General features: G+C 65.8%; 13 protein-coding genes and 3 pseudogenes. 9 read left to right on the top strand and 7 right to left on the bottom strand.

Features of this window, described 5'->3' with window-relative positions; translation table 11 throughout:
• A protein-coding gene (locus MKK67_RS06045) for an IS5 family transposase (protein WP_243962807.1) occupies positions 1-728 on the top strand; the annotation gives its coding sequence in 2 pieces (ribosomal slippage) (positions 1-253 and positions 253-728; 729 coding nt annotated over the 2 pieces). This gene is flagged as partial in the annotation.
• Positions 729-854: 126 nt separating this feature from the next.
• Here the strand turns inward: MKK67_RS06045 and bigR are convergent.
• Together bigR and MKK67_RS06035 are read right to left on the bottom strand one after the other, a co-directional pair.
• A pseudogene (gene bigR, locus MKK67_RS06040) lies at positions 855-1162 on the bottom strand (sulfite-sensing transcriptional repressor BigR).
• Positions 1163-1191: 29 nt separating this feature from the next.
• Positions 1192-2055: pseudogene (locus MKK67_RS06035) on the bottom strand (MBL fold metallo-hydrolase); the annotation flags it as partial.
• A 72-nt stretch (positions 2056-2127) separates the two neighbouring features.
• Between MKK67_RS06035 and MKK67_RS06030 the strand changes: the two are divergent.
• The 3 genes and pseudogenes from MKK67_RS06030 to MKK67_RS06020 form a co-directional block, all read left to right on the top strand.
• Positions 2128-3308, top strand: a protein-coding gene (locus MKK67_RS06030; protein WP_409568371.1) for an IS3 family transposase whose coding sequence is annotated in 2 segments (ribosomal slippage) — positions 2128-2380 and positions 2380-3308 — 1182 coding nt in all. Because the reading frame shifts where the segments join, the coding sequence is not laid out codon by codon here.
• A gap of 20 nt (positions 3309-3328) precedes the next feature.
• A complete protein-coding gene (locus MKK67_RS06025) occupies positions 3329-3505 on the top strand; it encodes a hypothetical protein (protein WP_243962805.1) in 177 nt (58 codons plus the stop codon).
• A gap of 99 nt (positions 3506-3604) precedes the next feature.
• Positions 3605-3791, top strand: a pseudogene (locus MKK67_RS06020) (IS66 family transposase); the annotation flags it as partial.
• Between the two features lie 177 nt (positions 3792-3968).
• On the opposite strand, the gene MKK67_RS06015 reads toward MKK67_RS06020, so the two are convergent.
• From MKK67_RS06015 to MKK67_RS06005, 3 genes are all read right to left on the bottom strand, one after another.
• The gene (locus MKK67_RS06015) at positions 3969-4205 is read right to left on the bottom strand and encodes a hypothetical protein (RefSeq protein ID WP_243962808.1); all 237 of its coding nucleotides are present in this window, start codon (positions 4203-4205) and stop codon (positions 3969-3971) included.
• A 38-nt stretch (positions 4206-4243) separates the two neighbouring features.
• Positions 4244-4534 (bottom strand): hypothetical protein, encoded by a 291-nt coding sequence (locus MKK67_RS06010; RefSeq protein ID WP_243962803.1) that lies wholly within the window; start codon positions 4532-4534, stop codon positions 4244-4246.
• Between the two features lie 101 nt (positions 4535-4635).
• Positions 4636-4920, bottom strand: coding sequence for a hypothetical protein (locus MKK67_RS06005; protein ID WP_243962801.1), 285 nt, complete (start codon positions 4918-4920; stop codon positions 4636-4638).
• A gap of 225 nt (positions 4921-5145) precedes the next feature.
• On the opposite strand from MKK67_RS06005, the gene MKK67_RS06000 reads away from it, so the two are divergent.
• Entirely contained in the window at positions 5146-7305 is a 2160-nt protein-coding gene (locus MKK67_RS06000; protein WP_243962799.1) for a hypothetical protein, read from the top strand.
• Positions 7306-7730: 425 nt separating this feature from the next.
• Here MKK67_RS06000 and MKK67_RS05995 read toward each other — a convergent pair whose 3' ends face one another.
• Entirely contained in the window at positions 7731-8285 is a 555-nt protein-coding gene (locus MKK67_RS05995; RefSeq protein WP_243962797.1) for a chlorite dismutase, read from the bottom strand.
• Between the two features lie 184 nt (positions 8286-8469).
• Positions 8470-8934, bottom strand: a complete 465-nt coding sequence (locus MKK67_RS05990; protein WP_243962796.1) for a hypothetical protein — start codon at positions 8932-8934, stop codon at positions 8470-8472.
• A 202-nt stretch (positions 8935-9136) separates the two neighbouring features.
• On the opposite strand from MKK67_RS05990, the gene MKK67_RS05985 reads away from it, so the two are divergent.
• From MKK67_RS05985 to MKK67_RS05970, 4 genes are read left to right on the top strand one after another with little or no spacing between them, the layout of a single operon-like run.
• Positions 9137-9823: a cytochrome b/b6 domain-containing protein gene (locus MKK67_RS05985; RefSeq protein ID WP_409568370.1), complete on the top strand. Its 687-nt coding sequence runs from the start codon at positions 9137-9139 to the stop codon at positions 9821-9823.
• The gene (locus MKK67_RS05980) at positions 9820-10593 is read left to right on the top strand and encodes a molybdopterin-dependent oxidoreductase (protein WP_243962793.1); all 774 of its coding nucleotides are present in this window, start codon (positions 9820-9822) and stop codon (positions 10591-10593) included. Before MKK67_RS05985 ends, MKK67_RS05980 begins: the two co-directional genes overlap by 4 nt.
• Positions 10575-11372, top strand: coding sequence for a DUF2064 domain-containing protein (locus MKK67_RS05975; protein ID WP_243962792.1), 798 nt, complete (start codon positions 10575-10577; stop codon positions 11370-11372). Before MKK67_RS05980 ends, MKK67_RS05975 begins: the two co-directional genes overlap by 19 nt.
• Positions 11373-11380: 8 nt before the next feature.
• Positions 11381-11995 carry a hypothetical protein gene (locus MKK67_RS05970; protein WP_243962791.1) on the top strand — a complete coding sequence of 205 codons (615 nt, stop codon included), beginning with the start codon at positions 11381-11383 and terminating at the stop codon, positions 11993-11995.
• Positions 11996-12201 lie beyond the last annotated feature (206 nt).

Raw genomic sequence — 12201 nt, 5'->3', positions numbered from 1 at the left:
GGCGGGCGTCGTCCAATTGAGAACCGGGCCGCACTGACGGGCCTCCTGTTCGTGCTGCGCTCGGGCCTGCCGTGGGAGATGCTGCCGGCCGAGATGGGCTGCGGCTCCGGCATGAGTTGCTGGCGGCGGCTGCGGGATTGGCAAGCGGCGGGCGTGTGGAGCCGCCTGCATCACGTGTTGCTGGAGCGTCTGCACGCGGCGGGTGAGATCGACTGGAGCCGGGCTTGCCTGGACAGCGCATCTGTCCCGGCCAAAAAAGGGGGCCTGCCACCGGCCCGAACCCGACGGACCGCGGCAAGCCGGGCACGAAACGCCACCTCGTCACCGACGCGCGCGGCACCCCGCTCGGCTTCCGCCTAAGCGGGGCCAACCGGCACGACAGCGTCATGATGGCAGCTACCCTCGATGCCATCCCGCCTCTGCGAAGTGGTCGACGAGGACGACCGCGGCGCCGTCCACACAAGTTGCACGCCGACAAAGCCTACGATGCCAGACCACGTCGGCACGAATGCCGGGCGCGCGGGATCGTGCCACGCATCGCTCGTCGTGGTGTCGAGAGCAGCGACAAGCTCGGTCGCCACCGTTGGGTGGTCGAGCGTACCCACGCCTGGTTCAACCGCTTCCGCCGCCTGCCCGTCCGCTACGAGCGACGCGCCGACATCTACGAGGCCTTCACAAGCCTCGCGGCAAGCCTCATCACCCTCAACCAGATCAAACGGTTCTGTTAGGCGCTCTTAGACGACCGAGGAACGTGTTCGATACGACCGGAGCGCGCTGCGCTGCGCGAGCGACCTGACGGACGCGGGATGGGCGTGATTGCGTCGCTGCCGCAGGCAAACGAAGGCATGTCAGCGTCATGTCTGCTGCTTCGGGACGCAGAAAATGGCGTAGAGCGCATGGATGAGCTGTGCGGCTTTCTCTTCTGTCAGCCTATAAAAGACCTGCTTGGCCTCGCGCCGCGTCTCGGCGATTCCGGCCTCGCGCAGCACGCCGAGCTGCTGTGAGAGCGTCGTTTGATGGATACCGAGTTTCCGCTCCAGTGCGCCGACGGAATATTCGCCTCGGCCAGCGTGCAGGCGAGCATCAGACGAAGCGGATGGGATAGCGTTTTCAGGAGTGCGGCCACCACGTCGGCGCGTTGCTCCATCTCGGCGGGGCCCATGGCGGGTTTGGCTGCGACGTCTTAAAGGGTCACCATGTCGCTCCATCCAACGCATCGAGCGGAAATTTGAGATAGCGCCTGCCGTTGTCCTCCGGCTCCGGCAGGCGACCGCCGCGCAAATTGACCTGAAGCGCGTGCAGCAGGAGCTTGGGCATGGCTAACGTGCGGTCGCGGGCCTCCCGCTGCGCGACGAAACCGGCCTCGTCCATGCCCGAAACATGCTGATTGGCGCGCTTCTGCCCGCCCACGGTGCTTTCCCAGCGCGGATGACGGCCACCCGGCTGGTAGTCATGGCCAGTGAACAAGCGCGTTTCGTCTGGCAACGCCAAAATCTGCTGGATCGAGGCCCACAGAACCGTGGCGCTACCGCCGGGGAAATCCGCGGGGGCGGTGCCCGCGTCCGGCATGAAAAGCGTATCGTGGATGAAAGTGGCATCGCCGATCACATAGGTGATCGAGGCCAGGGTATGACCCGGCGAGAACAGGACGCGGCCGTCGATCGAGCCGACTTTGAAGCCGTCCCCGTCCGCAAACAGCCGGTCCCATTGCGAGCCGTCGATCGCGAGTTCCGGCCAGTCGTAGATTCCCTTCCACAACGTTTGCACGTCGGTGATATGGGCGCCCGTCGCGGTCGGCGCGCCAGTCCTGCCCTTGAGATAATGCGCGGCCGAAAAGTGATCGGCATGAGGATGGGTGTCGAGGATCCACTCGACCGTCAGCCCCTCCTTCGCCACGTAAGCGAGGATGGCGTCGGCGTTCATCGTTCCGGTCGCGCCGGATTTCTCATCGAAATCGAATATCGGATCGATAATCGCGCAGCGCTTGGTGGCGGGATCGACGACGATATATTGGACGCTCGACGTCCGGGGATCGAACCAGCCCTTGACCTTGGGAAGCCGTGATCGGCCCCCTTGGGAGTGGTCCGCCTTGAAGTATGGCTTTTGAGCCGACAGAGGACGGAACCGATGGCCCAACGACCCAAGCCCGAGGAGATCGTGAGTAAGCTTCGTCAGGTCGACGTACTGGTCTCACAAGGACAGAGCATCGCCGCGTCGATCACGGCGATCGGAGTGACCGAGGTGACGTACTATCGCTGGCGCAAGGAGTACGGCAGCCTGAAATCGGATCAAGTGAAGCGGATGAAGGATCTTGAGACCGAGAACCAGCGTCTCAGGAAAGCTATCGCCGACCTAACACTGGACAAGCTGATCTTGCAGTAGGCGTCCCGGGGAAACTTCTAAGCCCTGCGCGCCGACGCGCCTGTGTCGAGCACATCATGCTGAGGATGAACGTCTCCGAGCGTCGCGCCTGCCGGGCGCTCGGTCAGCATCGCTCGACACAGCGCAAGGTACCGCGGGGGCGCGACGACGAAGAAGCGTTGACGGCCGATCTTATCGCTCTGGCGGAGCGGTACGGTCGCTACGGCTACCGGAAGATCAGCGCGTTGCTGAAGGCGGCCGGGTGGTTCGTCAACGACAAGCGCGTCGAGCGGATCTGGCGGCGTGAAGGCTTGAAGGTCCCGGCAAAGCAGCCCAAGCGGGGGCGGATCTGGGACAACGACGGGTCCTGTATCCGTCTTCGCCCGGAATACCGCAATCACGTGTGGTCGTATGACTTCGTCGAGGCCCGCACGCACGATGGACGTAAGTTCCGGATGCTCAACGTCGTCAACGAGTTCACACATGAATGCTTGGCGATCCGGCTCGCCCGCAAGCTCAAGGCGGTCGACGTGAGCGACGTGCTCTCGGACCTGTTCATCCTGCGTGGCGTACTGGGCCATATCCGTTCGGATAACGGGCCGGAGTTCGTCGCGAAGGCTGTCCGAGCATGGATCACCGGCGTCGGAGCCAAGACGGCTTACATCACTTTAGGCTCACCGTGGGAGAATGGCTACGTCGAAAGCGTCAACGCGCGGCTTCGCGACGAACTGCTGAACGGCGAGATCTTCTACACACTCAAGGAGGCACAGATCGTGATCGAAAGCTGGAGACGGCACTACAGCACCGTACGCCCGCACGCCTCAATGGAATACCGGCCGCCTGCACCAGAGGTGTTCATGTCAGCCTTCACCGCTTGGCCGGCTGCGCTCGCCCGACCAGCTCCGACGGCCAAGCTAACCGTGGTTGAGCGGCCTACCGCGCACTAACTTTACCCTTGGACCACCCTGTGGGGGCCGATCAGGCCGCCGTGCAAGCTCTGGATTACTCCGGCTTCGACTATACGCTCGATCGCATCGAACACCTGGAACTGGAGGTGGGACGACTCAGAAAGGAACTGCGCAAAAGCCGCGATCCGGAGACGGTCGATCTTTGGAAATCCGGTTCCGTCGCGCTCGAACATTGATACGGCTGCCGACCCGTTCGAAGCAGATCGCATCGACCGACAACATTGTTAATTACCCACCCCCTTACGATTGTTGGACTTCGCTGATACCTCGATGGGATGGGCGGAAGCGATCTTGAGCAGCGGAGCCATGTGGATCTGATCGAGCTGGTGTTGCGGATCAGCGCCCGGAAAGACCTCACGCACCTCTACGAAGCCGCTGGAGACGGATCGCAAAGGGAGGCGGGAGCAATCGAAGCCTGGTGGTGCCAAGCCGGGCCACGAAAGTCCTGGCGTCGTGCTGAGTGCCGCGGGCATCGCGTCAGCCTCGTGGCTCCGCCGTCGTTCGAGACCCTCGCCAGGCGTGCGGGCTTCGATTTCCGGACGCTCTGAGATTGGCTCGGGCGCTGACGACATCACGGGTGGCTCCGTGGCAGGCGGTTCTCGGCGCGAGTCCGGTGGACTCGATTCGGCGATCGGATCTTCAATCCCCGTCGCCGAGGCCGAAGCCGGCGTCGAACCCATCGGCGCCGAGCATGCGCGCCAGCGCGTCCGGGGCGGACAGCGTCCAGAGGCAGAGCAGGTGGAAGGCCGCCCAAGGCATCATGCCTTCCAGGAGCAGGCCACCAGGAAGCCGACGGCCGGGCGTGACGGCTGGCCGCGCCGGTGCGGTGCCCTTCGGCCTTCCGGCCAGGGAGGTCGTCGCAAGTGACGCGAACATCGGCTTGAGCTCCTGTGGTGCGGGGAGGGGAGACGCGGTCAGCATTCGGTACAGATGGCGGTGCGGATCAGGTGGTCGAGGCGGCGGCTTTCCGCGTCGAGGCTCGGCTTGGTGCCGCCGCGCGCATCGAGGGCTGCGCCGGCGGGCTTGGTGGTGCCGAGCGACGTGACGCTGCGGAGGCTCGGAAGGCTCCGGAGAGCGGGCGCCGGCATCGGCGCGGACAGGGCGGCTGGCATCGTCGCCGGCATCGGGGCGGGTGTGCGGGCTTGAGCGGCGGTCGCCGCGCCGGCGAGGACGAGGGCGGCGAGGATCCGGTTCGGCTGGAACATGGCGTGTCTCCGTTGACGATGCCGGACACTCGCGGGATCGCCGCCCGCGGTTACGGGCGGCCGGCCTCAGGCGTGCATCCGCGCACGTCGGCCGGCCCCGCTCATCGTCCGCCCTTCATCGGCAGCAGGCTCTTGGGGTCGACCTCCGGCATCTTCGGAATCTGGTCGAAGGGCACGACCGTCATCACGTGGCCGTCCGGCATCCTGATCACGTTGAACTGCTTGCCGGTGGCTTTGTCGGTCACCATCGCGACCATGAGCTGCATCGGCTCGAACGGCGTGACGGCGAAGTCGTGGCCCCAGGCGCCGACGAGGCTCGACAGCGACGCCGTGGCCATCCCGGTGCCGGCGAGGAGGGCAACGGCTGGTAGAATCGCGCGCATCATGATGGATCACTCCCAGTTCGATCGACGCGCTTTCGCGGACCCGAGCCGAGCGGTTACCGAAACCGGGTCGTGCCGTTCGCCGGCACCGTAACCGAGGGCGGACGGCGACCGAAGGATCGGCATGGGGATAAGGGCTTTCGAAAAGGGTTTTCAAAGTGGGTTTTCGATGACATCGTCTCCGATGCGGCGCCCCTCGGGGGCGTCTCCGGCCGGAACCCCGGCCCGATGAGCGCGGGGCGGGCTGCGTCCTCGCGCGTCGCCGCAGGTGTCGTCGTCCGGCTCGGGCGCTGGGCCGTCGGCGCGCTGCGCACGGCGTCCCGCCTCGCCGCCGCGTCTGTGCTCGCCGCCCTCGGCATCCTGTTCCTGAACTACGTCGTGCTCTCCACCGACAAGGCGCGCACGTATCGCGACCTCGACCCGAACGTCGCCGAATGCCGCGATGGCCTCGCCTGGGGCTGGACGATCCTGGCCGACGCCGGGCGCGAGACCCTGCAGACGGCGACCCCGTCCGACGGCGACGGCTGGGTCGACGCCAGCAACGACGAGGGCGCCGTCGTTGCGGCGGATGCGCGCTGGGCGACGCGCCTGCGATGCGCCCTACAGCGCCACGTGGTCCCCGCCCACGCGCCGGGCGGACGCGACCTCGCCTACCATCTCGGCTTCATCGAGTTCCAGGAGGACGGCGAGCCCTACGCTCTCGTCTCCCGCGAAGGGGCGGGCGACGCGGCCATCGACAGCGCGATGCTCCGCCACGCGATGGACGACGAGATGCGTGCCAAGGGCATGCCCGCCACCATGGTCAAGCCGGTCATCACCCAGCTCGACGCCCTGAAAAAGCACCTCTCGCACGGCTCGCACTACGTGATCGCCTTCGTCCACGGCTGGCGCCACGACGCGCGGATCGGCGACGGCAACGTCGCGGACCTGCGCCTATATGCGGCCCACGCCGCGCGCTTCCTCGCGCAGCGCTGCCCGACCGACCCGAGCGTCTGCGACATGGACGTGACCGCGATTTACGTCGGCTGGCGCGGCGCCCGCGTGGACGAGCGCGGCCTGCGGACCTGGTTCGGCGACGCGGTCGGCGGCTTCTTCGGCGGCCTGTCGGCGGGGGCCACCCTGTTCGACCGCAAGCCCGTGAGCGAGGCGATCGCCCCCGGGGCGATCTCGGCGTTGCGCACGATCGAGACGACGCTCAGCGCGCCGGGGGCGCACAACAAGCTGATCGTGGCCGGGCACAGCCTCGGCGGCAACATGCTCGCCACCGGGCTGCAGGACGACGTCGTCAAGGCGGTGCGCCGCCACCGCTTCGGCGAGACGCTGCCGACGGTGCTCGGCAACCTCGTGGTCCTGATCAACCCGGCCTCCGAGGCGAGCAAGTGGACCGCGATCCAGCGCGAGGTCTGGTCCCACCTCGCCGACCACGCCGACGCGCACACGCCGGCCTCGGAGGTCGTACGCGACGACGGCTACTTCCCCGCCGACCAGCGGCCCGTGCTGATGTCGGTCACCGCGGCCCTGGCCTTCCCGGCAGGCGGGCTTCGGTCCGGCGACTGCGCCTGGATTGGCCTCGACGTCGAGGACGGCTTCACCGCCGCCCGGAAGCGCATCCGGAGCCGGCTCGCCGCGACCGACCGCATGTTCGATGCCGGCATCGACTACGATTGGGCGACCCACGACCTGTTCCCGACCTTCAAGTTCGATTTCCGCCCGGCCGCCGCTTTCCTCGATCGAGTCGCGGCACGGTTCGAGGGCCGCTCGCCTCGCGGGGAGAGCTGTACGCCACCCCGGCCCGTGAGCCTCCTGGCCGGGCTAGCGACGCTGCCGGTGCGGACCCTGTCGCTGCTCGCCGCGACCTTCCCGTTCCAGAACACCGCGCGGGAGGATTCGCACACCATCGGCAATCTCGACCCGCCGCGCCCGGCGGCCGGCGTGCTCGCCGATGCCCAGCCGTCGGCGGCGCCCTTCGGCACCAGCCACGAGCTTATGGGCCTCGACGCACCAGGTCTTGAACGGCACCACCCCTACGCGACGCTCGCCGACGCGGCCGTCGACTGCCCGCGCTCGGACCATTGGCTGACCCGTGCGCGGCTCGCGCGTGCCGACCGGCGCAGCAACTTCTGGGACAGTGCCGACCTAGCGTCCGGCGGTTCGAGCGAGCACGGTCCAGCCGCGCGCTTCCTGCACGGCCTTCAGCTGACCGGCATCGCGCCGATCACCCGGCCCAACGACCCGTTCTGGAACGTCCGCGCCTTCGACAATGCGCTGTCGCGCCACGACGGCTATCGCCTGTCGTCGTTCATCTGCGCCCTGAACCAGCTCGTGATGGACGACATCACCGATGCGCCCTCGTCGATGAGTGATCATCGAGACACTCAGGTGCCCTAGGCGCACGTCCGAACGGCAGATTTCTATAAGGGTTCGTTCCGAAGCATGTGGACCACGGCTTACACCATAATAGCAAATAAAGAGATAATTCCTTAGGTTCAGCCATTTTACTCATATTTTGCCAACCAAAAGTTTTCGATTTCTGTATTAATAGTGCTGATCGACAAGGACGGACCCTGCGCACTCATCAGAAAACTTCTTTTCGGCGAGGCGTGCGCGTAGCTCTGCCTTTTCGGGTTCAATTGGAGCCAGCTGATTGCGAAGCGGAGGACATCATTTAGGATGCGGGACGCGCGCCGCGTGCAATCACCAAGGGCTAAACATGCCGGTGACGGACCAGAACGCGAAAGTCAGCCTCCTCGCCGTAGCGTAGTCGTGGCAGAAGCGCATCGTTCGACGGGTCGAGGGCGAGGGCCGGCACCGACTCAAGGCCCCATATCGCGGGTCAGTCGGATGTCGACCTCGCGAGCGACATAAGTCCACTCGTGGGTCGCGCGAAGCATATCGAGCAGCGCGTCGAACGAAGCCTCATGTTCGGGGGCGAACTCGAACCAGGTCAGGAAATCGAAGGGCTCGCCGAGGTCGCGGCTGTGGTGCAGGCGGCGGGCAATGGCCGGCAGAACCCCGAGACCTAGAGCAGTATGATGCGACGTCTCTTCGAAGATCCCACGGCGCTCGTCTTGAGCCAGGTCCCACCAGGCCTGGGTTTTGCGGATCGGAATGAGGGCTGCGCGCAGAGCCGTCGAACGGTGGAGGGGCGGCTGAAGGGCACGCAGGTCCGCGGCCTCGCTTCGGGTCGTGTAACGCAGGTTGCTGACCGCCCCCCTCAGTCGCCAGACGGACGAAGACAGAATCTCGGGTCCGAACGGGACGATGGCAAGCCGTTCCGCCGGAGGGAGCGGGTCCCCGATCACTGTGGCGGTGTTCGTCACGCGCCAAAGCCCCTGATCCCCGCCCGCGAACACGATCGTGCAGACCATCGCAGCCTCCCGAGCGGCCGATGCCGGCAATCGCCCGCACCATCACAGCGGAACGGCGGCAGTCGAGCTGACAGTCACGGTGAATAACAGTACACCATTTTAGCATCGACGGGGGCGCTTTGCCCAACCGCTTCGCAAGTCCGATCGCGTGTCGAGGACACACTCGGAAGTTTCCGACCCTCGATCAGTGAAAGGGCTTCGTCAGGCCCACTCGGATCGTCTCTTCGGAATCGATCACCTGCGCCCGCTGCGGAGAAACGGTCGGAAAGTCGCCGAGCTGCTGCGGTGTGAAATCTATCACCGCCACGTATTCGCCGAGTAGGGCGACGGCCTCCACCGGCACGGCGATCCGCCGCGTCCCGAGACCGAACCAGCCTCCGAACCGCACGATTACCGCGATCCCACCGGTCTCATCCCGCGTGACCGCGTCTACACGGCCGAGCACGTGCTGCGCTTCCACGGGTTCAAGGACGGGGCGATCGATCAGATCACCGACGCGCACGGGCTGCGGAAACCGGCGTGCGGCACGCTCCGCCAGCATCGACCGAGTCGGCAGGTCCGAGGACGTCACGGCGCCGGCGATACAGCTCATCGGCCAGACCATGACCAGGATCAGCCACGCCCATCCGCACAAGCGCCCAACGGCCATTGGGTCCCTCCCGCCACGCGATCGGTCGGCACGACGATACCGCTGATCCACTGCGCGGTAGCATCGAGTAGGCGACGACTTCCGGCAAAGAAGAACGTCATCAATTTTGGGCATCATCGCGATAACCAGTTTTCATCGAAGTATTTCTATCTGTTGTGGTAACTTAAGCTCGGCTCGCATCGAAGCAACTGAGATGAGCGTGATGGCCCCTTCTCGATCCGTTTCCGAGCCTGCCGCCGGCCCAGTACCGCGCGGACGCCGCCTCCATCCCTGGCCCGTGAGGATCATGCACTGGATCAACGCCGTCGCGATGCTCGTGATGATCGGCTCGGGATGGGGCATCTACGACGACTCGGTGATCTTCGGGTTCCTCCACTTTCCCAAATCCATCCGGCTAGGGAGCTGGGGCGCGGAGAGCCTGCTCTGGCACTTCGCCGGCATGTGGGTGCTCGCCCTTAACGGGCTCGGCTACCTGATCTACGGCGTCGTCACCGGGCGCTTCCGCGAGAAGCTTCTACCCATCGCCGTCTCCGAGCTGATCCAGACGGTGCGCGAGACCCTGCGGTTCAAGATCACCCACGACGACCTGACCGTCTACAACGCCGTCCAGAAGGTCCTCTACATCGTCGTCATCCTCGCGGGCGTGATGCAGGTCGTCACCGGGCTGGCGATCTGGAAACCGGTGCAGTTCTCGTCCCTTGTCGCGCTGTTCAGCGACTTCCAGGGGGCGCGTCTCGCGCATTTCCTAGGCATGGCGGTCATCGTCGGCTTCCTGTTCGTCCACGTCGTTCTGGCGCTGCTCGTGCCGCGGACGCTCTGGGCGATGCTGACCGGCGGCCCGCGCCTCGATCGCGGTCCCGGACATGCGCCCGTAGGAGAATCCCGATGAGCTCGCCGTTTCGACCGGACTTGCCGCCCGATCCGCGCATTCTCGACGACCACGCGCCTCTAGTGCGGGCGATCGAGCGAAGGGGCCTCCTCCGCGGCGGCCTGTCGCTCGGGGCCCTGACCATGCTTACGGGGTGCGACGTCTCAAGCACGAGTGCCGTGGGCAAGGCCTTGCGGGCCATCTCCACCTTCAACGACGGGGTCCAGGCCGTCCTGTTCGACCCGGACCGGCTCGCGCCGGAATATCCCGAGCATCTTGTCCTCAAGCCGCCCCGCTTCAACGCCTATTTCCCCGTCGAGGAGGTCAAGCCCGTGGACGGTGCGACCTGGCGTCTCGACGTAGCGGGCAGCGTCGAGAGCAAGCGTGCATGGACGCTTCAAGACATCGCCGCGCTGCCGGAGAAGCAGATCATTGTCCGTCACATCTGTGTCGAGGGATGGGATTACATCGGGCAATGGTCGGGTGTACCGCTGCGGACCTTCCTCGAACGCGTGGGAGCCGATCTGAAGGCCAAATACGTCTCGTTCCGGACGGCCGACGACTATCCCAGCAGTATCGACATGGCCACTGCTTTGCATCCGCAGACATTGCTCGCGACGAAATACGCGGGCGAGACGCTGCCTGACCCTTTCGGGTTTCCCTTGCGGCTTCGGACCTCGACGAAGCTTGGTTTCAAAAATCCGAAGTGGATCACCGCGATCGAGGTGAGCAACGTCTATCAGTCCGGTTATTCTGAGAGGAAGGGCTTCAATTGGCAAAGCAGCCTCTGATGGAGGCGACGTCGCTAGGGTCCATGGCCGACGGCGTACACATCCCGGACTGTGCCATCGGCATCATGGCAAAGGCCCCCCAGGCCGGTCGCTCCAAGACCCGCCTGTGTCCGCCCTTCGCCCCCGAGGAGGCCGCGGCCCTCAGCGCAGCGTTCCTCCGCGACACCGACGGGACGATCGCGCGGTCCGCCCGCAGCGCGCGGATCGTCGCCTATGCCGCCTATGCGCCCGTCGGCAGCGAGGCGCTGATCGCTGCCCATGTCGGTCCCGATACAAAGTTGATCCTCGCGGATGGATCTCCGCCGATGCCCGAGTGCGTCAGCGGTTTCGGCCGGTGCCTGCTCCATGCCATCGAAGGCATGCTGGAGCGCGGCCATGCCGCCGCCTGCGTGCTGAGTTCCGACATCCCCACGCTCCCGGCGCGCCTGCTGATCGAGGCCGCAGGGCACCTGCTCGCGCCAGGCGACCGGGCCGTGCTCGGCCCCTGTCCCGACGGAGGCTACTACCTTCTTGGTCTCAAAGCGGCCCATGCGGAGATGTTCGCCGACATCGCCTGGAGTACTGAGCACGTGGCCGAGGCGACCCGGGCCCGGGCCCGGGCGATCGACCTCGACCTCGTCGAACTCGAACCCTGGTACGATGTCGACGACATGGAAGCGTTCATGAGGTTGCTCGCGGATGCCGGCGTCGAGACGGCACCTGCGACGCGGCGCGTCCTCGACGGGCTCCGGCTGCGGCGCGGTGATCTCAAGCGCTCGGCATCGGACGAGGCGGCATGAGGCCTCGCATGCCGGCCTGCGTCGTGCAACTGGCGGGGCTCGGCGTCCTCCTCATCCTGATCACGCTGGCGGCGCTGATGCTGCACGTGCCCGGCGCCGACACGGTCGGTTCGCACGCGCGGGCCAACGTGTTCGTCGGCGTGCTCGCGCTCGGTGTGGGGACCTACCTCGTCGCCGTGCGGCTCGTTCTTGTCGCCCCGCTGCCGCGGGCGGCGTTCTGGATCGTCCTGACCGTCGCGGTCGCGATGCGGGCGACCCTGCTGCCGTCCCTGCCCTTCCTGTCGAGCGACATCTACCGCTACGTCTGGGACGGCCAGGTCCAGGCCGCCGGGATCAATCCCTACCTCCACCTGCCCGTCGATCCGCTCCTTGCCCCGCTTCGCGACCCGGCGGTGTTTCCGCTCATCAACCGTGCGGACTACGCGCGGACCATCTACCGTCAGGATGTGCTCGTCCTTATCGTAGTTGGTCACCGTGATCGCGAGGGCAGGAGCCGCCAGCATCGTGCCGGCGAAGACAACCATCGAGTTTGGGATGTGCCGCATGTCATGGTGTCCGTTCGTCGACGTGGCGCTGTCGTGACGCTGAATGCCCGCTATGGGGGAGCGATCGATGCTTTTTGAATGACCGGTATGAGCGCGAAGCCGAAGGTCCACTTCCGGGTGTAAGGCCAACTTCCGCTTCCCACCGATTCTGTTGAAAAACTCGGGTGTTGCAGCGGTTGTGATGAGGTGATTCACTCCTGTCGAGAGACGGAGATCGAAGCAGATGATGGGACCTCGGCAAGTCGAGCAGGGTGCCTTGTTCTACGAGTTCTCGCTCGACACTC

It is taken from the genome of Methylobacterium sp. J-072 (genome assembly GCF_022829425.1).
In the GTDB taxonomy this organism is placed as follows: domain Bacteria; phylum Pseudomonadota; class Alphaproteobacteria; order Rhizobiales; family Beijerinckiaceae; genus Methylobacterium.
This window is presented reverse-complemented; position numbering and strand designations above follow the sequence as displayed.

Coding starts and splice junctions, on each gene's coding strand:
- MKK67_RS06015 (WP_243962808.1), bottom strand. CDS start 4,205: ATGTTCGCGTCACTTGCGACGACCTCCCTGGCCGGAAGGCCGAAGGGC.
- MKK67_RS06010 (WP_243962803.1), bottom strand. CDS start 4,534: ATGTTCCAGCCGAACCGGATCCTCGCCGCCCTCGTCCTCGCCGGCGCG.
- MKK67_RS06005 (WP_243962801.1), bottom strand. CDS start 4,920: ATGATGCGCGCGATTCTACCAGCCGTTGCCCTCCTCGCCGGCACCGGG.
- MKK67_RS06000 (WP_243962799.1), top strand. CDS start 5,146: ATGAGCGCGGGGCGGGCTGCGTCCTCGCGCGTCGCCGCAGGTGTCGTC.
- MKK67_RS05995 (WP_243962797.1), bottom strand. CDS start 8,285: ATGGTCTGCACGATCGTGTTCGCGGGCGGGGATCAGGGGCTTTGGCGC.
- MKK67_RS05990 (WP_243962796.1), bottom strand. CDS start 8,934: ATGGCCGTTGGGCGCTTGTGCGGATGGGCGTGGCTGATCCTGGTCATG.
- MKK67_RS05985 (WP_409568370.1), top strand. CDS start 9,137: ATGGCCCCTTCTCGATCCGTTTCCGAGCCTGCCGCCGGCCCAGTACCG.
- MKK67_RS05980 (WP_243962793.1), top strand. CDS start 9,820: ATGAGCTCGCCGTTTCGACCGGACTTGCCGCCCGATCCGCGCATTCTC.
- MKK67_RS05970 (WP_243962791.1), top strand. CDS start 11,381: ATGCCGGCCTGCGTCGTGCAACTGGCGGGGCTCGGCGTCCTCCTCATC.